The organism is Brucella sp. NBRC 113783 (assembly GCF_040372265.1).
Taxonomy (GTDB): domain Bacteria; phylum Pseudomonadota; class Alphaproteobacteria; order Rhizobiales; family Rhizobiaceae; genus Brucella; species Brucella teleogrylli.
Window position 1 is genome coordinate 496,188 of sequence record NZ_BAABRX010000002.1, and the last position, 24,603, is coordinate 520,790.

Sequence of the window (24,603 nt, forward strand, 5' to 3'; positions counted from 1 at the left end):
CAAAGGGTTAAATCAAAAAAGCGATTCATTTTATGAACATGAAAAGCCGGAGCATACGCTTCGGCTTTTCTCTTTGTATCGCCTTACGACTTCGGGTCCGCGGATGCCGGTATCGCGGAACTCGTCACCGAAACCGGATCGCTCGCGGGAAAGGTATCTTCCAGCCCTTCCTCCAGCTGACGTTCCAGTTCGGCCCGGTCACCTGCCCGCCTTGCGCTGGGGCGCGTCAGCAAGGTGTCGGGTTCAATTCCACATTCCATGGACGCAACGCCGAGCGCCGCACCAAGCTTGGCTGCTGCACGCCGAATGGCATCGTCGCGATTCAACTCCACCCCGGTTTCGTTTTCAAAAATCACGGATACCTTTTCATCACCCTCGGCAATAAACTCGACCGTATAGAGCTTGAAGCCGCCTATCGAGCCGATGCGGGTTTCGACGATTTCCATATGCTGATCTCCGCGCTTTTTCCGACTGCGGGATAACGGAAATCGGTCGTAATAGTTCCATGCCGGCCCGCAGGAACACCGCTATAAAAAGCGTGACACGAAAACTTCAACTACGCTCTTCCCCGGACAAAAGCCGAGCCTATATCCCTATAGGGATTTTTGCGGAAATTGCTTTTCAAGGAAAGGATGTCCCATGGCCGTCAGCAGAAAGGACCAGGCGCGCGCGCTTAATGCAGAAGAGAAGGAGCTGGTGGAAAAGACCCAGCATCCGCATTTGCAGGAAGTGTCCGACGAGGAACTCACCCAACTGGCAAAGCTGATCCGCGAGCGCCGCAAGAAGGCGCGCGATCAAGCCAACCAGCGCCGCCGTGAAATGCGCGGCAAATCGGCGGCCCGTGGCGCGACGGCTTCAAAGGCCGATGAAGGCTCTCACCTGAAGGTTGCCGTTCTCGCGACTGCCGTGGCGCGCATCAATGGCGAAGTCGAGCGCCGTGAACAGATGGCAGCTGCCAGCGATCTGATCGCCAACGCCCAGAAAGCGCTTGCAGCAAAGCTCGCCAGCGAAAAGGCTGCCAAAACCTTCAATACGCGTCATGCCCATTTCGGTATGCGAAATGTTCCAAATGAAAAGTACAGCACTTTCACGCGGCTTGCCGATCGCGGGCGTAACCGCAAGACCGCAAGTGTCAAACAGGCGAAGAAAGACGCCCGCTAGCCACACCCTGTGAAAATTGATTATAAACAACAGCTTAAAACGGCTCTTTGATTCAATCACAGAGCCATTTCAAAGCATCTCCAGCGCCACTTTTCGCGAAGGCGGCGCAAAGGCGCGGTCAAGACGCGCCAATTGCTCTTCGGAAAGCCGCAAATCTGCGGCTTTTCTGTTGTCGCGAACATGATGCAGGTTCGATGATTTTGGAATAGCAACCACGTTGCCCTTGCGCATGATCCATGCCAGCGCCACCGCCGCAGGCGTCACGCTATATTCCGCAGCGATCTCCGCCAAAGCGCGATTGCCGAGCAAACGGCCCTGTTCGATAGGCGAATAGGCCATCAGCGGAATGCCATGCTGACCGCACCAGGGCATGAGGTCGAATTCTGGCCCGCGCCGTGTGAGATTATAGAGAATCTGATTGCTCGCGACAGCCTGACCGCCCGTGACGCTGAACAGCTCTTGCATATCGCCTGCATCAAAATTGCTGACACCCCAAGCGACGATCTTGCCTGCCTGCTGCAATTCCTCGAAAGCAGCAATTGTTTCAGCCAGCGGATGACGCCCGCGCCAGTGCAGGAGATAAAGATCGATGCGATCCGTACCGAAACGTTCCAGACTGCGCTCGCAAGCCTCGATCGTGCCAGTCCGAGATGCGTTATAGGGCAGAACCTTGCTCACCAGAAACACGTCGTCGCGGCGACCTGTTATGGCTTCGCCGACAACTTCCTCAGCTTCGCCATCGGCATACATTTCCGCCGTGTCGATCAGCGTCATGCCAAGCTCGATACCGTATCGAAGCGCCTCAACCTCATGGTGACGCTCTCCGGCGTTCTCACCCATATACCAGGTGCCTTGTCCCAGCGCTGGAACGTTCTGACCTGACGGAAGCTTGATCTGCGGTATCGTGCCGGTCATCTCTTTTTCCTTATCGACGGATCACAAGCATGATCACGTAAGATCAGGAAAATACAAGGCCTTAAGCATGATATCTTATGCGAATTGCAGCCCAAATCCCTGCATCAGCCTGCGGATGGCATAATCCGGCTTCTGTGAGGTGAAGACCGCAAGATCGTCGTGGTGATGCAATTCAACATCGCCCTTGCGCGGCGTCAGCAGCGATACGGTGCGGCGCGCAATCGCTTCCGCCGGATCGAGCCAATCCACCGGCCATGGTGCCAGACGGCGGAACACATTGGCGAGAAACGGATAGTGGGTGCAGGCAAGCACCACGATATCCGTGCGGTTGCCATCCTTCTCGATAAAGCACGGCGCGATCTGTTCCACGACCAGCGCTTCATCGATCTCCTCGCCGCGAATATGCGACTCGGCAATGCTCGCCAGCCGATCAGCGCCGACCAGCCGCACATGGCATTGCGAGGCGAAAGACTGGATGAGATCGCGGGTATAAGCGCGCTTCACCGTGCCGGGCGTCGCCAGCACGGAAACCAGCCCGGACGATGTGCGCTCGGCGGCGGGCTTGATCGCAGGCACGGTCCCCACAAAAGGCACCGATGGATAGGCGCGGCGCAAATCGTCCAGCACCAATGTCGAGGCCGTATTGCAGGCGATGACCGCGATTTCAGGATTGTGCGTTGCGATGAAACCGCCGAACAGTTCAACGATACGCGCCCGAAGCGCCTCTTCTTCCCAGCCGCCATAGGGAAAACCGGCATCGTCGGCGATATAGACGAAACGCCGGTCCGGCATCAGCACCCGCGCCTCGCGCAACACCGTCAAACCGCCGATACCGCTGTCGAAGACCAATATAGGTCTTTCGTTGTCGGTTGTTGCGGAAGCGGAAAAGCTGGCGACGGGCGCGTCTTTCATTCTGCCTTATCCTCTGGAGCGGGCTTGCGGGCGCGACCTTCCGGCGCGCCGGAGCCACGCGGCTTCTTGGGCGTAAACACATCAAGCGAGGTGACAACCCCGCGCAGGAGCTTCAATTCCGCTGAGGCGAAACCGGCCCGCGTCAGCACGGCGCGCAGATTATTGACCATAATTTCCTTGCGCGCTTCGGGCCGGAAATAGCCTCTGACATCAAGGGCTTCTTCCAGATGGTTGAACAGGCCCTGCAATTCGTGCTTCGGCGCAAGCTCCATCTCTGGTCCACGGAAAACCGTTTCCGTCTCGGTCTCGAGACCGGACTTCATCCACTCATAGGACATGAGCAGCACGGCCTGTGCGATATTGAGCGAGGCGAAGGCCGGATTGACCGGAAAAGTCACCAACTCATCGGCAAGCCCGACCTCTTCATTGCTGAGACCAAAGCGTTCACGACCGAAGAGGATGCCCGTCTTTTCGCCGCTTCGAAAACGCGTGCGCAATTCATTACCGGCCTCGACGGCGCTGCGCACCTGCTTGAAGCCATCGCGTTCACGCGCCGTGGTGGCATAGACGAAATTGAGATCGGCAATCGCCGACGGCAGGTCGTCATAAACCACCGCATTGTCGATGACATGATCGGCCTTGCTGGCGGCGGCCCTCGCCTTTTCGCTGGGAAACTCCTCACGCGGATTGACGAGCCGCAATTCAGCCAGACCGAAATTCGCCATGGCACGCGCCACCATGCCGATGTTCTCCGGCAATTGCGGCTCCACCAGCACGATTGCCGGTCCTTCCGCGATAAAGGGGCGCTGCTTGTCTGTTCCTGCCATGATGCTTTCCGTCATATATATAATCGTGGCGTTTCCCTGACATAATTGAGGTAAATTCGCAAAGATTCCCCTTACGTTCGTCCGCAAAAAACAGGTGTAGTATCTGAATAACACCTGCCCTCGCCGCATCCATGCCAGATTAACCGTACGGAAAATCAGGATTCAGGGAGGAAGCCATGTCCGGTAAAAAAATTCTCATGCTGTGCGGTGATTTCGGCGAAGACTATGAAACCATGGTCCCGTTCCAGACCTTGCTTGCGGTCGGCCACACGGTTCACGCGGTTTGCCCCGGCAAGAAAGCGGGAGATCAGGTCGCGACCGCCATCCACGATTTCGAAGGTCACCAGACCTATTCGGAAAAGCCCGGCCATAATTTCACGCTGAATGCCAGTTTCGCCGATGTGAAGGCTGAAAATTATGACGCGCTGGTCATTCCTGGTGGTCGCGGGCCGGAATATTTGCGGCTCGATGACAAGGTGATTGCGATCGTAAAACACTTCTTCGAAGCAAACAAACCCGTCGCCGCCGTCTGCCACGGCGCCCAGCTGCTTGCAGCCGCCCGCGTGCTGGAAGGCCGCACCTGTTCAGCCTATCCGGCTTGCCGCCCGGAAGTCGAACTCGCCGGTGGCACCTATGCCGATATTCCCGTCGATAAAGCCGTAACAGACGGAAACCTCGTCACCGCGCCCGCATGGCCCGCTCATCCGGCATGGCTATCGCAGTTCCTCGCCGTGCTCGGCACCAAGATCACGCACGCTTGAGCATAATGGATATTGCCTGCAATCATCATCCGGTTGCAGGCAGCTTCATATTGCGCAACACTATCCACGGAGCTTTATCCGGGAGAAAATCATGTGCAGATTGTTCATCGGTGCCAATCCAGAACTCTGGCAGAGCGTAACACGCTCACTGCGCATTGATGGCGTCGTCACCAGCGTTAGGCTTGAAAACTTCTTCTGGTGGACACTGGAAGATGTTGCTTCCCGCGACGGTCTCAGCGTGAGCCGACTGATCAGCAAGCTTTATGGCGAATCCCGCGAAGAAGGCCACGACCTCGACAATTTCGCCTCTTTCCTGCGCGTCTGCTGCGGGCGCTATCTTTCCCTGCAACTGAACGGCCTCGTGCCGACCGACAAGGCAGCCGCCATTTCCGCGCTCGACGCCGATGCCATTCTGGCGCGCGAACAGGAAAATTACCGCCAGCAGCAGGAGAGCTGGAAGAAGCCACGCAACAGCGAGCCGGCAACGCACCACGCAGCCTGACCCCGCCCTTCGCGATTTTTTGACTGCCAATTTCACCTATAGGCCAAAGAATGAGGCCTGAGAGCTTTGCCTTATTCCCTGCGGGTGCTATAGGGGCCCAACGCATTCAAGACGCATTTAAAAAGAGGCTTCATCCATGGCAAAAATCAAGGTTGCGAACCCAGTCGTTGAACTCGACGGCGACGAGATGACCCGCATCATCTGGCAGTTCATCAAGGACAAGCTGATCCATCCCTATCTCGACGTCGATCTGAAATATTACGATCTGTCGGTTGAAAACCGCGATGCGACCAATGACCAGGTCACCATCGATGCAGCAAACGCCATCAAGGAACACGGCGTCGGCGTAAAGTGCGCAACCATCACCCCCGATGAAGCGCGCGTTGAAGAATTCAAGCTCAAGAAGATGTGGAAGTCGCCAAACGGCACCATCCGCAACATTCTCGGCGGCGTGATCTTCCGCGAGCCGATCATCTGCAAGAACGTTCCGCGCCTCGTGCCGGGCTGGACCCAGCCGATCATTGTTGGCCGTCATGCATTCGGCGACCAGTACCGCGCGACCGATTTCAAGTTCCCGGGCAAGGGCACGCTTTCGATCAAGTTCGTCGGTGAAGACGGCGAAACCATCGAACACGAAGTCTATCAGGCTCCGGCGGCTGGCGTGGCAATGGCCATGTACAACCTCGACGAATCGATCCGCGAATTCGCACGCGCCTCGCTGAACTACGGCTTGCAGCGCAACTACCCGGTCTATCTCTCGACCAAGAACACCATTCTCAAGGCCTATGACGGTCGCTTCAAGGACATCTTCGAAGAAGTCTACCAGACCGAATTCGCCGAAAAGTTCAAGGAAGCGAAGATCTGGTACGAACATCGCCTTATCGACGACATGGTCGCTTCGGCGCTCAAATGGTCGGGCGGTTATGTCTGGGCTTGTAAGAACTACGACGGCGACGTTCAGTCGGATATCGTGGCTCAGGGTTTTGGCTCGCTCGGCCTGATGACCTCGGTTCTGATGACGCCGGATGGCAAGACCGTCGAAGCTGAAGCTGCACACGGCACCGTGACCCGTCACTATCGCCAGCATCAGAAGGGCGAGGAAACCTCGACCAACTCGATCGCTTCGATCTTCGCATGGACCCGTGGTCTCGCACATCGCGCCAAGCTCGACGACAATGCCGAGCTGAAGCGCTTTGCCGATACGCTGGAAAAGGTCTGCGTGGACACCGTGGAAAGCGGCTTCATGACGAAGGATCTGGCGCTGCTGATCGGTCCGGATCAGCCGTGGCTCTCCACCACCGGCTTCCTCGACAAGATCGACGAAAACCTCAAGAAGGCAATGGCTGCTTAATCAGCAGCAGCTTTCATAAGAATGCGAAACGGCGGGTTTTCCCGCCGTTTTCTTTTTGATTTGCTTCATATGGGAAAACGCGCATTCTGCATCCATCCATTCAAGGAGGATAAAATGGCTGACCTGACGCTTTTCACCAATCCCATGTCGCGTGGACGTATCGCCCGCTGGATGCTGGAGGAGACGGGCAAGCCCTACGACGTTCAAATTCTCGATTTTGGCCCTCCGATGAAAGGCCCTGAATTTTGTGCCGTCAACCCCATGGGCAAAGTGCCCGCATTGCGCCACGGCGAAGCTATCGTCACCGAAGCCGCAGCCGTCTGCGCTTATCTGGCTGTCACCTTTCCGGAAGCAGGACTTGCGCCCCATCCCGACGAGCGCGCCGATTTCTATCGCTGGATGTTTTTTGCCGCAGGGCCGCTGGAAGCGGCGCTATCAAATCGCTCCATGGGCTTTGAAGTGCCGCCAGAGCGCGAGCGCATGATGGGCTATGGCAATTACGACAGCGTCGTCGCCACGCTGGAAAAGGCGGTATCGCGCCATCCCTATATTACCGGCAATCGCTTCACGGCAGCCGATGTCTATGTCGGTTCTCATATAGGCTGGGGCATGATGTTCGGAAGCTTGCCGCACCGCCCGGCATTTGATGCCTATTGGGAACGGCTGCAAGCCCGTCCTGCCGCAAAACGTGCAGCTGAACTGGATGACGCTGCCGTCAAGGCCGCGAGCTAAGGTGTCGACTTCAAGTCCGCTGCGCTTCAATTGAGAACGCGTTTTTGAAGGCTTGCGCGCCGGTGGGTGAAAAGGCGATCACCCGCCCCTCGGCGCGTCTGGCCCAACCACGCGCGATAAAATTCTTCAGAAGCGCCGCGCCAAGCGCACCACCCAGATGATTGCGCCGTTCGCTCCAGTCGAGACAATGGCGGCACACCGGTCTCTTGCCGTGTTCGAGTCCTGCCACGTCCACACCCAGGCAGGTGAAAAACGATTTGCCCTCATCCGTCAGCACGGGTTCTTCGGCATTATCGATGAGGCGAAGCCTGTGCGCGGCATCGAGCATCTCAACACCGCGCTCGCCCGCCAGATGATCGTAGCAGATGCGCGCCTTGCGCAATGCCTCCTCCTTCGGCCCCGTGCGCACGCGCACCGCTCCCGTTCGCTGGGCAAGGCCCATCAGCCCTTCCAGCACCTGCGCCACGTCCGCGCCCGATAGGCGGAAATAACGGTGACGCCCCTGCTTTTCAGCAATCAACAGATTGGCCGCATCGAGCTTGGCCAGATGCCCGCTGGCAGTCTGCAAGGTGACGCCCGCCGCAGACGCCAGCTCGCTGACGGTCAAGGCGCGTCCATCCATCAGCGCCGTCAACATGTTTGCACGTGCCGGATCGCCGAGAAGAGCAGCGACGGATGCTATGATCGGTCCATCTTTCATACTTCGATGCTAACCGAACTATGCCTGCATTTCAACCGCTACAGTATTTCCATCGAAAGCATACATATCAAGGAGACCCCGCATGATCACCTGTTTCATCCGCTACCAGATCGACCCGTTCAAAGCGGATGCTTTTGCCGAATATGCGCGCAATTGGGGCCAAGCCATTCCGCGTTGCGGCGCGCAACTGATCGGCTATTTCGGCCCGCATGAAGGCTCTGCTACCACGGCCTATGGCGTTTATTCGCTGGAAAACCTCGCCGCATATGAAGCCTATCGCGCGCGACTTGCCGCCGATCCGCTCGGACGCGAGAATTATGAATTTGCGCGCCGAGAGCAATTCATTCGATCTGAGGATCGCATGTTCCTCAAGCCGCAATCGGGACCTCATGCGGAGCTGGTAAAACCATGATCGCGGTGATCTTTGAAGTCTGGCCCGCCGATGATGAGCGGCGCGGACAATATCTCGATATAGCGGCGGGCCTACGGGACGATCTCAGCCGCATCGATGGATTCATCTCAATCGAGCGTTTCCAGAGCCTCGTGGAGCCGGACAAGCTGCTGTCGCTCTCATTTTGGCGCGATGAAGACGCCGTCCGCGCATGGCGCAACCTGCCCTCGCATCGCATTGCACAGGCACAGGGTCGTGGCGGTGTCTTTGAAAACTACCGCTTGCGGGTCGCCAGCGTGGTTCGCGACTACGGTCTTGATGAACGGGCCGAAGCGCCCGATGACAGCCGCAAAGCACACGCCGCTTAAAATGATAAGGCCGGGTTTCCCCGGCCTCAGGCTGCTGACAAACCCGCCGATATTTTTCGGCGGGTTTTGTTTTTGAGAGGGGCGCGTTTTGTGACTGCATTAGTAAGGAGTTGCAAGCGGCTGCAGCCGCTCATACGCTGGCTGCCTTTGGGGTCTTTGTCAGGACCATGGCGATCTTCTTGATGTTCTGTGCGGCGGCTTGCAGCAGGCATTGGCAGGCGACGCGGACAAGGCCTCGAAAGCGGGCGTAGCGGTGGCCGTGCAGCTGCTTGGCGTCGGCAAAGGAGCATTCCACCGTTTCCTTGCGCCGCTTGTAGATCGCTTTTCCCCAAGCTGTGAGCCGGTGGGCGTCAGTGCGTTCGCGGGCGTCCTGCCAGACATGGCGGGTGATGGTACGGATGGACTTGGCGTTGGCCGTGCAGGATGCGAGCAGCGGGCAGGTCCGGCAGATGGCCGGATCAGATACATAATGCTTGTAACCGTTGCGGTCGGTCGTGGCATAGGGGAGCAATTGGCCCTCAGGGCAGCGATAGCCATCGGCATCCGCTTCGAATGCGAACTTCGACTTGCGCATCATGCCGTCCCTGGGCGGCGTTGGAGTGCGGTAGCTGGTAACGCCGAGGATATGGCGATCTTCCAAACCCCGGGCAATGGCCGCTGTCGCATAGCCAGCATCCAGCCCGACCGCGCCAACCTCGAAGTCAAAGCGCCGGCGTTGCCGATCCAGACGGTCGAGATAGACGCGACTGTCATGCACATTGGCCGGCGTGACGTGGATATCGGTGATGATGGCCAGCTTTCCATCCACCGTGCGGTGGTCGAGATAGTAGAAGCCCTTCGGCTTGCCGTCGCGCACCATATAGCCGCTTTCCGGATCGGTGCGGCTGACCTTGGTTTCCTTCACCTCCCGCTCACGCGGCTTGTCCCTCATCGGCTTCTGGCCGTGCAGTGCCCGTTCCGCATCAATGGCCCGATCAAGATCAGCCCAATAGTCGGCCCGGGATCTGGCGATCATCTCAAGGTCGTATTTGCCCTTGTTGGCATTGGCTTTCAGATGTGTGCTGTCGGTATAAAGCACTGTCCCATCGACCAGTCCGTGCCGGATCGCCTGTTCGACGATATGGTCGAAAATGTCCTGGGCGACCGAGGTGTCGTTAAAGCGCCGCCGCCGGTTCTGGCTCAGTGTCGAGGCGTCGAACACCGCATCGCTCAGCTTCAGGCGCAGGAACCAGCGATAGGCGACATTGACCTCGATCTCGCGCACCCGCTGACGCTCCGAGCGCACGCCGAACAGGTAGTCAATGAACAGCGCCTTGAACATCAAGGTCGGATCGAGCGGAGGACGGCCGTTGTCGGGGCAATAAAGCCCGGCAACCCGGTCATGGATGAAAGAGAAGTCGATCACCGCATCGATCTTGCGAAGCAGATGATCTTTCGGGACCAGTTGATCGAGCGTCACCATCTCGAGCGCGGTCTGTTCTGCGGCTGGTTTCTTCAACATGACCCAGAGAATCACACCCCCCCGGCATAGCCAGGGGTTTGTCAGCAGGCTGAGGCCGGGTTTCCCCGGCCTTATTGCTATTAAATCAGGCGATCAGCGCCTTGACCGCTGCAATCGCAGCATCCGCCTTGTCGCCATCCGGCCCGCCGGCCTGCGCCATGTCCGGGCGGCCGCCGCCACCGGCGCCGCCAAGTGCTGCCGAAGCAGCGCGCACCAGATCCACGGCACTGAAACGACCGACCAGATCTTCCGTCACGGCAGCAACGGCACTGGCCTTGCCATCTTCCCCGACGCCGATGAACAGCACCACGCCGGAAACAACCTGCTTCTTGCCTTCGTCGGCCAATGGCTTCAGATCGCGCGGCGATACACCAGTCACAACCTTGCCGAGGAAGTTGACGCCATTCACAGCTTCAACCGCGCTGCCGCCCTCCGATGAACCGCCGCCGAGCGCGAGCTTCTTGCGTGCATCCGACAATTCGCGCTCAAGCTTCTTGCGCTCGTCCATCAGGGCGTTGACGCGTTCAAGCGCTTCGGCAGGCGTGGTCTTCAGCGCGCTGGCGATTGCTTTCACGCGTTCGTCCTGCTCTTCGAGATAAAGGCGCGCAGCCTCGCCCGTCAGCGCTTCCATACGACGAACACCGGCTGCAACCGCACCTTCCGAAACGATGCGGACCAGACCGATATCGCCTGTCTGGCGCACATGCGTGCCGCCGCAAAGTTCGACCGAATAGGACTTGCCAGCCTTCGGACCATGCTTGGCCATGCCCATCGACACGACGCGCACTTCATCACCATATTTTTCACCGAACAGCGCCATCGCGCCCTCAGCAATTGCATCGTCCACAGCCATCAGGCGGGTGGAAACCGGCGCGTTCTGGAGAATGATCTCATTGGCCATGTTTTCAACCTTGGCCAGCTCCTCAGCCGAAATCGGCTTCGGATGCGAGAAGTCAAAGCGCAGGCGATCAGGCGCAACGAGCGAACCCTTCTGCGCCACATGGCTGCCCAGCGTTTCGCGCAGCGCTTCATGCAGAAGATGGGTTGCCGAGTGATTAGAGCGAATGCGCGTGCGACGATCCGAATCGACCTTCAATTCGACGGCTTCGCCGGTTTTCGCAGTGCCCTTGGTCACTTCGCCGATATGAACGAAGACGCCTTCGCCCTTTTTCTGCGTGTCCTTGATGGTAATGACAAAACCTTCGCCGGAAATCGTTCCGGTATCGCCCTGCTGGCCGCCGGATTCACCATAGAACGGCGTCTGGTTGACCACGACCGATACGGTCTCGCCTTCGGACGCCGACTGCACTTCCGAGCCGTCGCGCACCAGGGCGGCGATAACGCCCTCAGCGCTTTCGGTTTCATAACCCAGGAACTCTGTCGCGCCGACCTTGTCCTTGATACCGAACCAGATCGTTTCGGTTGCGGCTTCGCCCGAACCGGCCCAATTGGCGCGCGCTTCTGCCTTCTGGCGTTCCATGGCAGTGGAGAAGCCGTCGGTATCGACAGTAATACCACGCTGGCGCAGTGCATCCTGTGTCAGATCGAGCGGAAAGCCATAAGTGTCGTAAAGCTTGAAAGCCGTTTCACCGTCGAGGCGGTCGCCTTCGACCAGCTTTTCGGAGGCGTCGGACAAGAGGCCGAGACCGCGTTCCAGTGTCTTGCGGAAACGGGTTTCTTCCAGCTTCAATGTTTCGGAAATAAGCGCTTCGGCGCGGATCAGTTCCGGATAGGCCTGACCCATTTCCCGAATGAGCGCAGGCAGCAGACGCCACATCAACGGTTCCTTGGCACCCAGAAGCTGGGCATGACGCATGGCGCGGCGCATGATGCGGCGCAGCACGTAGCCGCGACCTTCATTCGACGGCAAAACACCATCGGCAATCAGGAAGCTCGAAGCGCGCAGATGGTCAGCAATAACGCGATGGCTGGCACGGAAATCCCCCTCAGCCTTGACGCCTGTCGCTTCTTCCGATGCGCGGATCAGCGCCTTGAACAGGTCGATGTCGTAATTGTCATGCACGCCCTGTAGCACGGCGGCTACGCGTTCCAGACCCATGCCGGTATCGATCGAAGGACGCGGCAAATCGATGCGCTGCTCGGGCGTCACCTGCTCGAACTGCATGAAAACGAGATTCCAGATTTCGATGAAACGGTCGCCGTCTTCGTCTGGCGATCCGGGAGGTCCACCCCAGATATGATCGCCGTGATCAAAGAAGATTTCCGAGCAAGGGCCACACGGGCCGGTATCGCCCATCGCCCAGAAATTGTCGCTGGTGGCAATACGGATGATACGGTCATCGCTCAGGCCGGCGATCTTCTTCCAGTAATTCGCCGCATCCTCATCCGTATGATAGACGGTGACGAGGAGCTTGTCCTTCGGCAGACCGAATTCCTTGGTGATCAGGTTCCAGGCGAAGCTGATAGCGTCTTCCTTGAAATAATCGCCGAACGAGAAATTGCCCAGCATTTCAAAGAAAGTGTGGTGACGCGCAGTGTAGCCGACATTGTCGAGATCGTTATGCTTACCGCCGGCGCGCACGCATTTCTGCGAGGTGGTTGCGCGATTATAGGCGCGATGTTCCAGCCCGGTAAAAACGTTCTTGAACTGCACCATGCCCGCATTGGTGAACATGAGCGTCGGATCGTTGCGCGGCACGAGCGGACTCGACGGAACGATTTCATGTCCGTTCTTGCGGAAGTAATCGAGGAATGTGGACCTAATCTCGTTGACGCCAGCCATAATTCACCCTTGGGCTTTTCCTGCCCTGCATTGATGCAGCCTGTTAACAGGCAGCATCGATTGTCTTTTGCACCTGCAAACCGCATTAAATAACGGAAACCGCAGGCATTACTCCCTCCCCGCGTTACAAAGACGTGAAGTGGAGTTCTTCGGTTGACCGCTTTTAACGATGTGCTGCTTTTCTGTCCAGATAAGCAGCGTGCGCCATAAAGGCAAATTCAGCACCTGAAACCAGCTTTTGCCGGTGCGGTTGAATCCCTATCAAGCTGCGACTGAAAAAAGTGAAGCCCTGCGCAACAGCACAGGGCCTCCAACTTTCAAGCGGAACTTGAGGTTCGAACCGAACCAACAGCGGAGATTACATCTCCGCAGCGTCGGACCCGCTATCTTCTTCCGGGCCGCCATCTTCAAGGAACTGTTCCGCGATCAAACCGGCATTCTGGCGAAGCGTCGTTTCGATTTCGCGCGCTACTTCAGGATTCTCCTTGAGGTAAAGCTTCGCGTTTTCACGGCCCTGACCGAGACGCTGCGAATTATAGGAGAACCAAGCGCCGGACTTTTCGACCACACCGGCTTTCACGCCAAGATCGACCAGTTCGCCCGTCTTGGAAACACCGGCGCCATACATGATGTCGAACTCAACCTGCTTGAAGGGAGGAGCAAGCTTGTTCTTCACAACCTTCACGCGGGTCTGGTTGCCGACAACCTCATCGCGCTCCTTGATGGAACCGATGCGACGGATATCGAGACGAACCGAAGCGTAGAACTTCAGTGCATTACCGCCGGTAGTCGTTTCAGGCGAACCGAACATGACGCCGATCTTCATACGGATCTGGTTGATGAAGATGACCATGCAATTCGAACGCGAGATCGAAGCGGTGAGCTTGCGCAGCGCCTGGCTCATCAGACGGGCCTGGAGACCGGGGAGCGAATCGCCCATCTCGCCTTCGATTTCCGCACGCGGCGTCAGCGCTGCAACGGAGTCCACGACGAGAACATCAATGGCACCGGAACGCACGAGCGTGTCGGTAATTTCAAGCGCCTGCTCGCCGGTGTCCGGCTGCGAGATCAGCAGGTTTTCCAAATCCACGCCAAGCTTACGTGCATAGACAGGGTCGAGCGCATGTTCAGCGTCAACGAATGCGCAGATGCCGCCCTTCTTCTGCGCTTCAGCAATGGTGTGTAGCGCGAGCGTGGTCTTACCGGAGCTTTCCGGCCCGTAAATTTCGACGATGCGGCCCTTGGGCAAGCCGCCTACACCCAGCGCGATGTCCAGAGAGAGCGAGCCGGTCGATACGGTTTCGATCTCGACCACCTTGTCGTTCTGACCCAGGCGCATGATCGAGCCTTTGCCGAACGCTCTTTCGATCTGTGACAGCGCCGCATCAAGTGCCTTAGTCTTGTCCACTGAATTATCCTCAACAAGTCGCAATGAATTCTGAGACATCTTACACCATCCTCTTGTCCCGCTAGAAGCCCGGCAGGCTCATCGCCAATATCTATTTGTATCTGTTTTGTTCTCGTTTGGCAATAAGGCTAACAGTCTGAAATAAAACAATATTACTATTTTGTTCCATTATTGTTCTCTATAATTAGAGAGACGTAAAATAAAAAGCCTATCCACGCTTTAAGCAGCTCCGCCACTTTCGGCGGAGCAACGATTCGGCCCGAACATAGAAAAACGCAGCCCTCTCGCGAGGAACTGCGTTCGTTAGATGGGACCACAGCGGCCCGATTCTGTCTGCCCAAGGGTTAGCTTGCGCCCCGCAGCGGTGAAATTTGAATTTCAACGCGACGGTTCTGAGCACGACCTTCAGGCGTCGCATTGGTCGCGACCGGCTGGCTTGCGCCATAACCGATGATCGCAAAGCGGCGTGGGTCGATGCCCTGCGAACCGAGATAGCTTGCCACCGATCCGGCACGACGCTGCGACAAATCCTGATTATGGCTGGCGCTACCCGTCGAGTCGGTGTGACCCAGGACGTCAACCAGGGTCTGGTTGAACTTGCGCAGCACGATGGCCACCGAGTTCAGCGTCGGATAGAACTGGCTCTTCACCTGATCCTGATCCGTATCGAAGGTGATGCTCGACGGCATGTTCAGGATGATCTGATCGCCGTTACGCGTCACGGATACGCCGGTGCCCTGAAGCTGCGCGCGCAGCTCATTTTCCTGGCGATCCATATAGTTGCCGATAGCGCCGCCACCGAGCGCGCCAATACCTGCGCCGATCAGCACGGCGTTGCGCTGTGCACGGCTGGAACCGCCAACCATGAGGCCACCCAAAGCGCCGACGGCAGCGCCGATAGCAGCACCGCCCGCCGTGTTCGACATCTTCTGTTCGCCCGTATAAGGGTCAGTGGTGCAGCCCGCCAGCAAGGTGGCTCCAATCAGGCCGATACCGATTTTTTTCAACATGCAAAGGTCATCCTCAATTTGCGATTCCGCGCGCATGATAGTTGCGATTAAGGCCGGACGGTGTTCCAAATTTCGTATTTGAATCCCCCGTCCTCACCTTTTAGCTAATCCCGCCACAGGAACGCAACTGTGCCGCATAACGATTGGCCATGGCCTGGGCCCTCTTCGCGCCATTGAGCGCCGTCGCATTCCCACGCCAGGCCCCACGCGCATAGCCGCCATGGCCGCTGTAATAAGCCAGATAGAGGCTATACGCATCCGCGCGGTTGATGCCGTTCTTCTGATAGCTTTGATAGTGATACCAGCCGATGAAATGGATAGCGTCGGCAAAATTGGTGCGCGAAGCGGTCCAGCGCCCAGTCTCCCGCTTGTAGCGATCCCAGGTCCCGTCGAGCGCTTGCGAATAGCCATAGGCGCTGGATGCGCGCTTCCATGGAATGATCCAGAGAATCTTCGTGCGGGGCGGTCGTGCATAGGGCTGGAAGCCCGATTCCGTATAGATCGTCGCCATCAAAACCGGAACCGGCACGCCGAATTCACGCGAAACGCGCGTGGCGGCACTCTGCCAATTGTTAAACCAACCGTCACGCTGATCGAAGACTGCGCATACATTGCTGACCTGCCGCGGGGCGGTCGCACAGCCTCCAAGGATCACGAGCGCTACGAGACACAAAACGCGCATCATGGGAAACCTCGTCAAATTATAAAGATTGATAAAATGTAAAAGTAAACGTCCTATTAACCGGACTGCGCGGCGGGAACGGCCAGAACACTCAACATCATCGGAATGATGTTGAGTGGTTGCCTTATAACCGTGATTCCTCTCGCCTTGGCGATCGGCTATATGAAGTTCGACCCGAAGATCATGCCCTATTTGGGGATCTGGGCCGTCAACAATCTCGTCTTCGTCGCCTTTGCGGGAGAAGTGTTGTTTCGCGGCATGATCAGGGGCGCCTGCTTGCCTATTCGTACTATCGGGGCTGGCACCCAGCCTTTGCGATTACGATCACGGCAATCCTGTACGGCATGCTGCACTATTGCATTGAGCGACAAGCGGGCAGGCCTATCGGTTCCTGCCCTGACGCTCCTGGCGCAGACGTGCCCAATAGTCGAGCCGTTTGCGGATATCGCGTTCAAAGCCGCGCTCCGGCGGATCATAGAATTTCTGCCGTCCGAGACTTTCGGGGAAATAATCCTGACCCGAAAAAGCATCAGGCTGATCGTGGTCATAGGCGTAACCGTCGCCATAGCCCTCGTTCTTCATCAGCTTGGTAGGAGCGTTCAAAATATGCTTTGGCGGCACCAGAGAGCCATTTTCCTTGGCTGCGCGCATCGCAGCTTTATAAGCCAAGTAAACGGCATTCGACTTTGGTGCGGTTGCCAGATAAACGCAGGCCTGCGCCAGCGCCAGTTCACCTTCCGGCGAACCCAGATAGTCATAGGCATCCTTGGCCGCGTTGCAGATGACGAGCGCCTGCGGATCTGCCAGCCCGATATCTTCAACCGCCATACGCACCAGGCGCCGCCCGAGATAAAGCGGGTCTTCCCCTGCATCGAACATGCGCGACAGATAATAAAGCGCCGCGTCGGGATCAGACCCGCGCACCGATTTATGCAGCGCCGAGATCAGATTGTAATGCCCGTCCTGGCTCTTGTCGTAGACCGGCGCACGACGCTGCACCACGTCCTGAAGTTTTTCTACCGTAAAGACCTCGTCTGGCCTTGCGGCACGCCAGATTTCCTCGGCCAGCGTCAATGCAGCACGGCCATCCCCGTCGGCCATACGGATAAGGCTCGCCCTCGCCTCCTCATCCAGCGGCAGCGGACGGCCTTCCTGCTCTTCGGCGCGGATCAGCAGCGTCGCAATACTCTCCGCGTCATGCGGATGAAAGGTCAGCACCCGCGCGCGCGACAAAAGAGCGGCATTGAGTTCGAATGATGGATTTTCGGTGGTCGCGCCAATCAGGATGACGGTGCCGTCTTCCATCACCGGCAGGAAGGAATCTTGCTGCGCACGATTGAAGCGATGAATTTCGTCGACAAACAGCAAGGTCTGCCGCCCGGACATGCGCCGCGCGCGGGCCGTCTCAAAAACTTTCTTGAGATCGGCAACACCGGAAAAGATTGCAGAAATCTGCTCGAAGGCAAGATCGGTTTCGCCAGCCAGCAGTCGGGCAACGGTGGTTTTACCGGTTCCGGGCGGCCCCCAGAAAATCATCGAACCGAGCGAACCGGATGCGATCATGCGCGTCAACACGCCTTCCGGCCCGGTCAGATGTTCCTGACCGGTGACCTCAGACAGATGCTTCGGACGCAGACGGTCGGCCAGCGGACGATTACGGTCCGCATTCGGGTCTGACGCCGATGAAAAAAGATCGCTCATTCGATGACTCTGTCGAAAAATAAATGCCGCTTCAGTGTCTAAATCAAAAAGCGGCAGGCCGTGGGGAAAATGGTGATTTCGAGAACCGGAGCGCAGCGTACATTAGGGTACGTGAGCCTAGGTAAGCGCAGAAATTGCCATTTGCAGCCCGGCATGGCGACTTTTGGATCAGACATGAAGGCATAAGCTTACCTGAAGCGGCATGCAACTTTCTGTAGCCGGTTTATCGAACGAACTGGCGCAGGAGCGTGCCGTTGCGTTCGATTTCCATACGCCATGCCAGACCGCGGCCCGCATTCAGGACCGAAGAAAGATCGGTTACGCTGCGGATCACATTGCCATTCAGGTTGCGAATGATATCGCCGGGGCGTAAGCCCAGCCGTGCGGCTGGCGAGCCGGAATAAACATCCATCACCGCCACGCCGTTTGCATCGCGCTTCAGGCGCAATTTTGCGGCAGTGGACGGCGTCAGCTCCTGCACAGCGGCACCGGCAAATGGGTTATCACCCTCAATAACCAAAGGCGCGGTTTGCTTCACCTCGGGTGCTTTGGTCAGCTTGACCGGCAGGGTCAGATTTTCGCCACCACGCAGGATCGCAATGGACACCGTGCTGTCGATGCCGGCGGTCGAAAGACGATAGCCGAGCACATCCTGATTATCGATGCGCGTACCCTGCACGGAAAGCACCACATCGCCAACCTTCAAGCCTGCGGCTTCAGCCGGTCCGCCTTTGGCAACCGCCGTAATCAGGGCGCCATAAGGCTTCTCCATGCCGAGGCCTTCGGCTATATCCGCCGTCACGCCCTGAAAGGTCGCACCGATATAAGGGCGTTCGAAGCTGCTGCTGCCGCTTTGCGCGGCCTGAATCACAGCGCGCACCATATTAGACGGAATGGCGAAGCCAATGCCGACAGAACCGCCGGAACGCGAATAGATCGCCGTATTGATCCCGATCAGCCGCCCGCGCATATCCACCAGAGCACCGCCGGAATTGCCGGGATTGATCGCAGCATCTGTCTGAATAAAGAAATCGAAGTCGGAAATACCGACCTGCGTGCGCGATTGCGCCGAGACGATGCCGCTCGTCACGGTCTGACCGACGCCAAACGGGTTGCCGACAGCAAGCACAAGATCGCCCACTTCCACTTCGTCGGAATTACCCAACGACAGGACCGGAAATTTCTCCTTGGATTCGATTTTCAAGACGGCCAGATCTGTGGTCTCATCGCGCAGCAGAAGCTTGCTTTCGAATTCCCGGCCATCGGACAGCGCGACCTTGATTTCGTCCGCGTCCTTGATGACGTGATTATTGGTCACGACGATGCCCGACGCATCGACAATAACGCCGGAGCCGAGTGACTGCTGGATGCGGGGCTTGGTGTCGCGAAACTGCCTGCCGAAGAACTGCTCAAAGAAGGGATCGCCCGCAAATGGCGACTGCGCCTGAGCCTGCACCTGTCGCGCAGCGTAGACATTGACAACGGCGGGTGTGGTTTCCTTGACCAAAGGGGCGAAGGAAAGCTGCATATCAGCCCGGCTGAGCGGTATCTGCTTTGCCGGTGCTGGCGCATCCTGCGCTATGGCTGGCAGTCCTGCCATGCCAATCGATGCCAGAATGATGCCCGTGATTCCGAAACGTCGCCAATTCATGCACAAACTCCGCGCTTTCCCAGCCTTCCCGTTCAACTCCCAATGGAGGAATACGGGGCTCGTTGTCCATATGTAATGAAGTGAGGCCAAGGATAAAGGGCCACATTGTGACCACATGCAAAAAGCCGGTGCAATTTTCCGTCACATCAACGTGTGGCCGCATATGCAAGCAGCAGCGCAAATAAAAAGGGCCGCACAAGGCGGCCCTTTTTAAATCTTTATCAGCGTGAATTACGCAGCGTCGGCTTCAGCAGCAGCTTGAGCTTCGACGCGGGCGCGGTCAGCCTTGCCCTTTGCATCGACATCGCGTTCCACGAATTCAACAACGGCCAGAGGCGCGTTGTCGCCAGCGCGGAAGCCAGCCTTCATGATGCGGATGTAGCCGCCGTTGCGGGTTGCATAGCGCGTAGCCAGCGTATCGAACAGCTTAGCCACGACCTTAACGTCGCGGATAGCCGAGATAGCCTGACGGCGTGCATGCAGATCGCCGCGCTTGCCGAGCGTGACAAGCTTTTCAACGATTGGACGGATTTCCTTGGCTTTCGGAAGCGTGGTCACAATCTGTTCGTGCTCGATGAGCGAAGCCGCCATGTTGGCGAACATTGCCTTGCGATGCGAGGCAGTGCGGTTCAGCTTACGCTGTCCATTACCGTGGCGCATGGCCTTCTCCTTTAATTCGTAACGTACCGGGATATGCCGGTCTTATTTTCGATTAACGCATTGTCCGACGCGAAACCGCTTCGCACTTTCGCTGGAAATGCTGGTCTTTAATTCAAGCATTATCCCGCGCGAAACCGCTTCGCACTTTCGCTGGAAATGCTTAGTATTGGTCTTCGTAGCGCTTTGCGAGATCTTCGATATTTTCAGGCGGCCAGGACGGGATTTCCATACCAAGATGGAGACCCATCGACGCGAGAACTTCCTTGATCTCGTTGAGCGACTTGCGGCCGAAATTCGGAGTCCGCAGCATCTCGGCTTCCGTCTTCTGGATCAGATCGCCGATGTAGACGATGTTGTCGTTCTTCAGGCAGTTTGCCGAACGGACAGACAGCTCGAGCTCGTCCACCTTCTTGAGCAGAGCCGGGTTGAAAGCGAGTTCCGCAACCTGTTCCTGCGGAGCTTCCTTCTGAGGCTCTTCGAAGTTGACGAAGATCGCCAGCTGGTCCTGGAGAATACGAGCAGCATAAGCCACTGCGTCTTCACCCGTGACCGAACCGTTGGTCTCGATGTTCAGCGTCAGCTTGTCATAATCGAGAACCTGGCCTTCACGGGTGTTCTCGATCTTGTACGACACCTTGCGAACCGGGGAATACAGGCTGTCGACCGGGATAAGCCCAATCGGAGCATCTTCCGCACGGTTGCGGTCGGCAGGCACATAGCCCTTGCCGGTGTTGACAGTGAATTCCATGCGGATTTCAGCGCCTTCATCCAGCGTGCAGATGACGTGATCCGGGTTCAGGATTTCGACATCGCCGACAGTCTGAATGTCGCCAGCCGTAACGACGCCTGGGCCTTCCTTGCGGACGACCATGCGCTTCGGGCCCTCACCTTCCATACGGATGGCGATTTCCTTGACGTTCAGAACGATATCCGTAACGTCTTCGCGGACGCCCGGAATAGAAGAGAATTCATGCAGAACGCCGTCGATCTGTACCGCGGTCACGGCAGCGCCGCGCAGCGACGACAGAAGCACGCGACGCAGAGCATTGCCGAGCGTCAGACCGAAACCGCGTTCTAGCGGTTCAGCAACGACGGTTGCATGCGTGCGGGAGCCGTGGGTGATAAATTCCACCTTGTTCGGCTTGATCAGTTCCTGCCAGTTCTTCTGGATCATGTAAGTATCCCTCTATCAATCGTCGCTACCATCCTATCGTAGCGATCAAGTGTAGAAACCGCAGAGGAACCCTGAATTGCTCCAGGGTTCGTGCGGCATGTGAACGAGGATTAGACCCGGCGCTTCTTGCGCGGACGGCAACCGTTGTGCGGGATCGGCGTAACATCGCGGATCGACGTGATCACAAAGCCGGCAGCCTGAAGGGCGCGCAGCGCGGATTCACGGCCAGAACCCGGTCCGCAAACCTCGACTTCGAGGGAGCGCATGCCGTGTTCCTGAGCCTTCTTGGCGCAATCTTCGGCAGCGATCTGTGCGGCAAACGGGGTCGACTTACGCGAACCCTTGAAACCCTGAGCACCTGCGGAAGACCAGGCAATCGCATTGCCCTGAGCGTCCGTGATGGTGATCATGGTGTTGTTGAACGTCGAATTTACGTGGGCAACGCCCGACGAGATGTTTTTACGCTCGCGACGGCGAACGCGCGTGGCTTCCTTGGCCATGATAGTCCTTTCAATCGATCTCTACACCGCCGTAATTCCAGCGGCTACACCGGTCCTCACGAAAGGACCAGTATCAAACCCAACCGGCGCACCGGAAAGGCCCGACGGAACGAAACGTTCCGTCGAAATTACTTCTTCTTGCCTGCGATAGCCTTCGCCGGACCCTTACGGGTGCGTGCGTTGGTATGCGTGCGCTGGCCGCGAACCGGCAGCGAACGACGATGACGCAGGCCGCGGTAGCAACCCAGGTCCATCAGGCGCTTGATGTTCATCGAAACTTCACGACGCAGGTCACCTTCGACCTGGTAGTCAGCATCGATTGCTTCGCGGATCTGAAGGACTTCAGCATCCGTCAGCTGGTTAACGCGACGTTCGTCGGCAATGCCAACCTTCGTTACGATTTCCCGAGCAAATTTCGGTCCAATCCCGTGGATGTACTGAAGCGCAATAACAACGCGCTTGTTCGTCGGGATGTTGACGCCAGCGATACGTGCCACGTCTGTTCTCCTTAATGTTAATCACTTCCGCCTGAAAGACTAATCCCCCAGACAGCATAAAATGACCGGTATCGGCCTCTTTTCGATTTCCGCCGCTACCTGCCATTCAAAACCAAATGAAGTGGCGCAGTCTTTGACGGAATCGCCCGAAAAAGTCAACTCTTAAACGTTCGTAAAGCCGTTAAACCGGCCTTACAGACAATCGAATCGACTTCTGGAAGCAATAAACGGGCAGAAAACGCTAACCGCTTTTCTGCCCGTGTTTGAATCTGCGCATCGTGCTTTCCAAAAAACGATCCCGATTTTTGGGCCGATGCGTTCGTCCAAGCCTTCACGCCGGAACGAGAATTCTCTCGATTTCGGCAGTCACTTCTTCAACCGGCGCCATGCCGTTGAGGACACGCAGTTCACCGGTTCCGGCGTAATAGCTCGAAAGCGGCGCGGTCTTTTCGCGATACTCGATCAGACGCTTGCGGAAAGCTTCCGGATTGTCGTCCGAACGCACCTGACCGCCCTTGGCGATCGTTTCGGCCACGCGGCTCTCCATCCGCTTGACCAGGGCATTCTCATCAACCTTCAACTCGATGACTGCATCGAGCTTCAGGCCTTTGTTTGCGAGCATTCCGCCGAGAGCTTCAGCTTGCGGAACCGTACGCGGGTAGCCGTCGAGAATGAAACCGTTCGCGCAATCCGGAGCGTCGATGCGCTCCGACACGATCTGGTTGACGATCTCGTCGGAAACCAGCTGACCGGCATCCATGACCGCCTTGGCGCGCTTTCCGACTTCGCTCTGCTGAGCGACTGCCGAACGCAGCATATCGCCAGTCGAAAGCTGCGGAATTCCATGCTTCTTGGTAAGAAGTCCAGCCTGCGTCCCCTTACCTGCTCCGGGCGGCCCAAGAAGTATCAGTCTCATTTATTGCGTTTCCCACCTCTGAGTTTGGACTTCTTGATCAGCCCTTCATACTGATGGGCGATAAGATGTCCCTGAACTTGCGCAACCGTATCGAGCGTAACGCTCACGACAATTAGCAGCGATGTACCGCCAAGATAGAACGGCACGCCGGTCGCGGAAATCAGGAATTCCGGCAGAAGACAGACAAGCATAATATAGATGGCGCCGACAACCGTGATGCGGGTCAACACATAGTCTATATATTCCGCAGTCCGCTCACCGGGGCGAATGCCCGGGATGAAGCCGGAATGCTTCTTGAGCTGGTCAGCCGTGTCCTTGGGATTGAACACGATGGCCGTGTAGAAGAAGCAGAAGAACGCCATCAAGCCAGCGTAGAACAGCATGTAAAGCGGCTGTCCATGGCCCAATGCGTTGAGAACCGTGGTAGCCCAGGCAGGCATTTCCGTCGTGTTGGCAAAGCCAGCAACGGTCGCGGGCAGAAGCAACAGCGACGATGCGAAGATCGGCGGAATGACGCCTGCAGTATTGAGCTTCAGCGGCAGATGCGACGTGTCGCCCTGGAACATACGGTTGCCAACCTGACGCTTCGGATACTGGATCAGAAGACGGCGCTGAGCGCGCTCGACGAACACGATGACCGCAATCAAGGCGATTGCGAGCACGATGACGCCCAGAATGAGGCCCGTCGACAGAGCGCCGGTACGGCCCAGTTCCAGCGTGCCGGAAATGGCATGCGGAAGGTTCGCGACGATACCGGAGAAGATGATGAGCGAGATACCGTTGCCGATACCGCGTGCCGTGATCTGCTCACCGAGCCACATCAGGAACATGGTGCCGCCAACGAGCGTAATCACCGATGAAACGATGAAGAACGGCCCCGGATTCATGACAATGCCGTTACCCGACTGCAAGCCCACCGAAATGGCATAGGCCTGCACAAGCGCCAGAAGCACGGTGCCGTAACGCGTATACTGATTGATGATCTTGCGACCCGCCTCGCCTTCCTTCTTCAGCGCTTCAAGCGACGGAACAACCGACGTCATGAGCTGCACGATGATGGAAGCCGAGATGTAAGGCATGATGCCGAGCGCGAAAATGGCCATACGACCAACGGCGCCACCGGCGAACATGTTGAAAAGTCCGAGTACACCCTGACTATGCTGCTGGAAAGCCTGCGCAAGAGCGTCAGGATTGATTCCCGGAAGCGGAATATAGGTGCCGAACCGATATACGAGCAAAGCGCCCAGTGTGAACCAGATGCGCTTCTTGAGTTCATCAGCTTTCGAGAAAGCCGAGAAATTGAGATTGGAAACTAGCTGTTCAGCAGCCGATGCCATTAAATTTCTCCGGTGAAAAGTCTCCGGTCCCCTACTCCCATCGACACGCGTTTAATCAACCCGCGTCCTTCCGGACAAGAAGACCCAACCCAGATATGCGCATTGGCATAAATGTGCAAGCGGCGGCCCAGTTTTTATCGCAGTTCCAAATGGAAAAATGCACTGCATCTTTCCCGGAATTGCCCTGGGCCGCCGCTTATAAT

Annotated in this window: 25 protein-coding genes; 7 read left to right on the forward strand and 18 right to left on the reverse strand. The window is 57.3% G+C overall.

What is annotated here, in order from left to right; genetic code table 11:
* Window positions 1-83: 83 nt before the first annotated feature.
* Window positions 84-446, reverse strand: a complete 363-nt coding sequence (locus tag ABWW11_RS07700; RefSeq protein WP_109369198.1) for a hypothetical protein — start codon at window positions 444-446, stop codon at window positions 84-86.
* A 193-nt stretch (window positions 447-639) separates the two neighbouring features.
* Here ABWW11_RS07700 and ABWW11_RS07705 point away from each other — a divergent pair, with 193 nt between their 5' ends.
* Window positions 640-1,161 (forward strand): hypothetical protein, encoded by a 522-nt coding sequence (locus ABWW11_RS07705; RefSeq protein ID WP_109369199.1) that lies wholly within the window; start codon window positions 640-642, stop codon window positions 1,159-1,161.
* 69 nt (window positions 1,162-1,230) lie between these two features.
* On the opposite strand, the gene ABWW11_RS07710 is transcribed toward ABWW11_RS07705, so the two are convergent.
* The 3 genes from ABWW11_RS07710 to ABWW11_RS07720 form a co-directional block, all read right to left on the reverse strand.
* Window positions 1,231-2,076 carry an aldo/keto reductase gene (locus tag ABWW11_RS07710; protein WP_109369200.1) on the reverse strand — a complete coding sequence of 282 codons (846 nt, stop codon included), beginning with the start codon at window positions 2,074-2,076 and terminating at the stop codon, window positions 1,231-1,233.
* A gap of 75 nt (window positions 2,077-2,151) precedes the next feature.
* Entirely contained in the window at window positions 2,152-2,988 is an 837-nt protein-coding gene (gene murI, locus ABWW11_RS07715; protein WP_109369201.1) for a glutamate racemase, read from the reverse strand.
* Entirely contained in the window at window positions 2,985-3,815 is an 831-nt protein-coding gene (locus tag ABWW11_RS07720; RefSeq protein WP_109370249.1) for an RNA methyltransferase, read from the reverse strand. Before ABWW11_RS07720 ends, murI begins: the two co-directional genes overlap by 4 nt.
* Before the next feature lie 176 nt (window positions 3,816-3,991).
* Here ABWW11_RS07720 and ABWW11_RS07725 point away from each other — a divergent pair, with 176 nt between their 5' ends.
* The 4 genes from ABWW11_RS07725 to ABWW11_RS07740 all read left to right on the forward strand — a co-directional run bounded on the left by ABWW11_RS07725 (window position 3,992) and on the right by ABWW11_RS07740 (window position 7,161).
* Window positions 3,992-4,576: a DJ-1/PfpI family protein gene (locus ABWW11_RS07725; RefSeq protein WP_109369202.1), complete on the forward strand. Its 585-nt coding sequence runs from the start codon at window positions 3,992-3,994 to the stop codon at window positions 4,574-4,576.
* A gap of 91 nt (window positions 4,577-4,667) precedes the next feature.
* Window positions 4,668-5,078, forward strand: coding sequence for a ribbon-helix-helix domain-containing protein (locus ABWW11_RS07730; protein ID WP_109369203.1), 411 nt, complete (start codon window positions 4,668-4,670; stop codon window positions 5,076-5,078).
* Between the two features lie 136 nt (window positions 5,079-5,214).
* Window positions 5,215-6,429 (forward strand): NADP-dependent isocitrate dehydrogenase, encoded by a 1,215-nt coding sequence (locus ABWW11_RS07735; RefSeq protein ID WP_109369204.1) that lies wholly within the window; start codon window positions 5,215-5,217, stop codon window positions 6,427-6,429.
* 114 nt (window positions 6,430-6,543) lie between these two features.
* Window positions 6,544-7,161 (forward strand): glutathione S-transferase family protein, encoded by a 618-nt coding sequence (locus ABWW11_RS07740; protein WP_109369205.1) that lies wholly within the window; start codon window positions 6,544-6,546, stop codon window positions 7,159-7,161.
* Between the two features lie 10 nt (window positions 7,162-7,171).
* Here ABWW11_RS07740 and ABWW11_RS07745 read toward each other — a convergent pair whose 3' ends face one another.
* On the reverse strand, window positions 7,172-7,861 hold the full coding sequence (locus ABWW11_RS07745; protein WP_319080879.1) for an ArsR/SmtB family transcription factor: 690 nt from the start codon (window positions 7,859-7,861) through the stop codon (window positions 7,172-7,174).
* Window positions 7,862-7,943: 82 nt separating this feature from the next.
* On the opposite strand from ABWW11_RS07745, the gene ABWW11_RS07750 reads away from it, so the two are divergent.
* A complete protein-coding gene (locus ABWW11_RS07750) occupies window positions 7,944-8,273 on the forward strand; it encodes an NIPSNAP family protein (protein WP_109369207.1) in 330 nt (109 codons plus the stop codon).
* Complete coding sequence (locus tag ABWW11_RS07755; protein WP_109369208.1) at window positions 8,270-8,620, forward strand: antibiotic biosynthesis monooxygenase family protein; 351 nt, start codon at window positions 8,270-8,272, stop codon at window positions 8,618-8,620. Before ABWW11_RS07750 ends, ABWW11_RS07755 begins: the two co-directional genes overlap by 4 nt.
* A gap of 130 nt (window positions 8,621-8,750) precedes the next feature.
* Here ABWW11_RS07755 and ABWW11_RS07760 read toward each other — a convergent pair whose 3' ends face one another.
* From ABWW11_RS07760 to secY, 13 genes are all read right to left on the reverse strand, one after another.
* Entirely contained in the window at window positions 8,751-10,121 is a 1,371-nt protein-coding gene (locus ABWW11_RS07760; protein WP_109370250.1) for an IS1182 family transposase, read from the reverse strand.
* An 85-nt stretch (window positions 10,122-10,206) separates the two neighbouring features.
* Window positions 10,207-12,864, reverse strand: coding sequence for an alanine--tRNA ligase (gene alaS, locus ABWW11_RS07765; protein WP_319080880.1), 2,658 nt, complete (start codon window positions 12,862-12,864; stop codon window positions 10,207-10,209).
* A gap of 358 nt (window positions 12,865-13,222) precedes the next feature.
* Window positions 13,223-14,311 (reverse strand): recombinase RecA, encoded by a 1,089-nt coding sequence (recA, locus tag ABWW11_RS07770; protein ID WP_109369210.1) that lies wholly within the window; start codon window positions 14,309-14,311, stop codon window positions 13,223-13,225.
* Between the two features lie 305 nt (window positions 14,312-14,616).
* Entirely contained in the window at window positions 14,617-15,282 is a 666-nt protein-coding gene (locus ABWW11_RS07775; protein WP_109370251.1) for a YiaD family glycine zipper/OmpA-like lipoprotein, read from the reverse strand.
* 100 nt (window positions 15,283-15,382) lie between these two features.
* Window positions 15,383-15,967: a transglycosylase SLT domain-containing protein gene (locus ABWW11_RS07780; protein WP_121536272.1), complete on the reverse strand. Its 585-nt coding sequence runs from the start codon at window positions 15,965-15,967 to the stop codon at window positions 15,383-15,385.
* Window positions 15,968-16,345: 378 nt separating this feature from the next.
* Window positions 16,346-17,665 carry a replication-associated recombination protein A gene (locus ABWW11_RS07785; protein ID WP_109369212.1) on the reverse strand — a complete coding sequence of 440 codons (1,320 nt, stop codon included), beginning with the start codon at window positions 17,663-17,665 and terminating at the stop codon, window positions 16,346-16,348.
* A gap of 223 nt (window positions 17,666-17,888) precedes the next feature.
* Entirely contained in the window at window positions 17,889-19,316 is a 1,428-nt protein-coding gene (locus tag ABWW11_RS07790; protein ID WP_109369213.1) for a DegQ family serine endoprotease, read from the reverse strand.
* A 231-nt stretch (window positions 19,317-19,547) separates the two neighbouring features.
* Complete coding sequence (gene rplQ, locus ABWW11_RS07795; RefSeq protein WP_109369214.1) at window positions 19,548-19,976, reverse strand: 50S ribosomal protein L17; 429 nt, start codon at window positions 19,974-19,976, stop codon at window positions 19,548-19,550.
* 160 nt (window positions 19,977-20,136) lie between these two features.
* Window positions 20,137-21,150: a DNA-directed RNA polymerase subunit alpha gene (locus tag ABWW11_RS07800; protein ID WP_109369215.1), complete on the reverse strand. Its 1,014-nt coding sequence runs from the start codon at window positions 21,148-21,150 to the stop codon at window positions 20,137-20,139.
* Window positions 21,151-21,260: 110 nt separating this feature from the next.
* Window positions 21,261-21,650: a 30S ribosomal protein S11 gene (gene rpsK, locus ABWW11_RS07805; RefSeq protein WP_002964339.1), complete on the reverse strand. Its 390-nt coding sequence runs from the start codon at window positions 21,648-21,650 to the stop codon at window positions 21,261-21,263.
* A gap of 128 nt (window positions 21,651-21,778) precedes the next feature.
* Window positions 21,779-22,147 (reverse strand): 30S ribosomal protein S13, encoded by a 369-nt coding sequence (gene rpsM / locus ABWW11_RS07810; protein ID WP_109369216.1) that lies wholly within the window; start codon window positions 22,145-22,147, stop codon window positions 21,779-21,781.
* Window positions 22,148-22,478: 331 nt separating this feature from the next.
* A complete protein-coding gene (locus ABWW11_RS07815) occupies window positions 22,479-23,063 on the reverse strand; it encodes an adenylate kinase (protein ID WP_109369217.1) in 585 nt (194 codons plus the stop codon).
* The gene (secY, locus tag ABWW11_RS07820) at window positions 23,060-24,400 is read right to left on the reverse strand and encodes a preprotein translocase subunit SecY (RefSeq protein ID WP_109369218.1); all 1,341 of its coding nucleotides are present in this window, start codon (window positions 24,398-24,400) and stop codon (window positions 23,060-23,062) included. Before secY ends, ABWW11_RS07815 begins: the two co-directional genes overlap by 4 nt.
* Between the last annotated feature and the right edge of the window lie 203 nt (window positions 24,401-24,603).

What these genes read in the sequence shown, in the direction of transcription:
- recA (WP_109369210.1), bottom strand. Translation starts at nt 14,311, where the DNA reads ATGTCTCAGAATTCATTGCGACTTGTTGAGGATAATTCAGTGGACAAG.
- ABWW11_RS07710 (WP_109369200.1), bottom strand. Translation starts at nt 2,076, where the DNA reads ATGACCGGCACGATACCGCAGATCAAGCTTCCGTCAGGTCAGAACGTT.
- ABWW11_RS07750 (WP_109369207.1), top strand. Translation starts at nt 7,944, where the DNA reads ATGATCACCTGTTTCATCCGCTACCAGATCGACCCGTTCAAAGCGGAT.
- secY (WP_109369218.1), bottom strand. Translation starts at nt 24,400, where the DNA reads ATGGCATCGGCTGCTGAACAGCTAGTTTCCAATCTCAATTTCTCGGCT.
- ABWW11_RS07745 (WP_319080879.1), bottom strand. Translation starts at nt 7,861, where the DNA reads ATGAAAGATGGACCGATCATAGCATCCGTCGCTGCTCTTCTCGGCGAT.
- ABWW11_RS07780 (WP_121536272.1), bottom strand. Translation starts at nt 15,967, where the DNA reads ATGATGCGCGTTTTGTGTCTCGTAGCGCTCGTGATCCTTGGAGGCTGT.
- ABWW11_RS07725 (WP_109369202.1), top strand. Translation starts at nt 3,992, where the DNA reads ATGTCCGGTAAAAAAATTCTCATGCTGTGCGGTGATTTCGGCGAAGAC.
- ABWW11_RS07760 (WP_109370250.1), bottom strand. Translation starts at nt 10,121, where the DNA reads ATGTTGAAGAAACCAGCCGCAGAACAGACCGCGCTCGAGATGGTGACG.
- ABWW11_RS07735 (WP_109369204.1), top strand. Translation starts at nt 5,215, where the DNA reads ATGGCAAAAATCAAGGTTGCGAACCCAGTCGTTGAACTCGACGGCGAC.
- ABWW11_RS07740 (WP_109369205.1), top strand. Translation starts at nt 6,544, where the DNA reads ATGGCTGACCTGACGCTTTTCACCAATCCCATGTCGCGTGGACGTATC.
- rpsK (WP_002964339.1), bottom strand. Translation starts at nt 21,650, where the DNA reads ATGGCCAAGGAAGCCACGCGCGTTCGCCGTCGCGAGCGTAAAAACATC.
- ABWW11_RS07775 (WP_109370251.1), bottom strand. Translation starts at nt 15,282, where the DNA reads ATGTTGAAAAAAATCGGTATCGGCCTGATTGGAGCCACCTTGCTGGCG.
- ABWW11_RS07720 (WP_109370249.1), bottom strand. Translation starts at nt 3,815, where the DNA reads ATGGCAGGAACAGACAAGCAGCGCCCCTTTATCGCGGAAGGACCGGCA.
- alaS (WP_319080880.1), bottom strand. Translation starts at nt 12,864, where the DNA reads ATGGCTGGCGTCAACGAGATTAGGTCCACATTCCTCGATTACTTCCGC.
- ABWW11_RS07700 (WP_109369198.1), bottom strand. Translation starts at nt 446, where the DNA reads ATGGAAATCGTCGAAACCCGCATCGGCTCGATAGGCGGCTTCAAGCTC.
- ABWW11_RS07730 (WP_109369203.1), top strand. Translation starts at nt 4,668, where the DNA reads ATGTGCAGATTGTTCATCGGTGCCAATCCAGAACTCTGGCAGAGCGTA.
- ABWW11_RS07815 (WP_109369217.1), bottom strand. Translation starts at nt 23,063, where the DNA reads ATGAGACTGATACTTCTTGGGCCGCCCGGAGCAGGTAAGGGGACGCAG.
- ABWW11_RS07705 (WP_109369199.1), top strand. Translation starts at nt 640, where the DNA reads ATGGCCGTCAGCAGAAAGGACCAGGCGCGCGCGCTTAATGCAGAAGAG.
- murI (WP_109369201.1), bottom strand. Translation starts at nt 2,988, where the DNA reads ATGAAAGACGCGCCCGTCGCCAGCTTTTCCGCTTCCGCAACAACCGAC.
- ABWW11_RS07790 (WP_109369213.1), bottom strand. Translation starts at nt 19,316, where the DNA reads ATGAATTGGCGACGTTTCGGAATCACGGGCATCATTCTGGCATCGATT.
- ABWW11_RS07800 (WP_109369215.1), bottom strand. Translation starts at nt 21,150, where the DNA reads ATGATCCAGAAGAACTGGCAGGAACTGATCAAGCCGAACAAGGTGGAA.
- ABWW11_RS07755 (WP_109369208.1), top strand. Translation starts at nt 8,270, where the DNA reads ATGATCGCGGTGATCTTTGAAGTCTGGCCCGCCGATGATGAGCGGCGC.
- ABWW11_RS07785 (WP_109369212.1), bottom strand. Translation starts at nt 17,665, where the DNA reads ATGAGCGATCTTTTTTCATCGGCGTCAGACCCGAATGCGGACCGTAAT.
- rplQ (WP_109369214.1), bottom strand. Translation starts at nt 19,976, where the DNA reads ATGCGCCACGGTAATGGACAGCGTAAGCTGAACCGCACTGCCTCGCAT.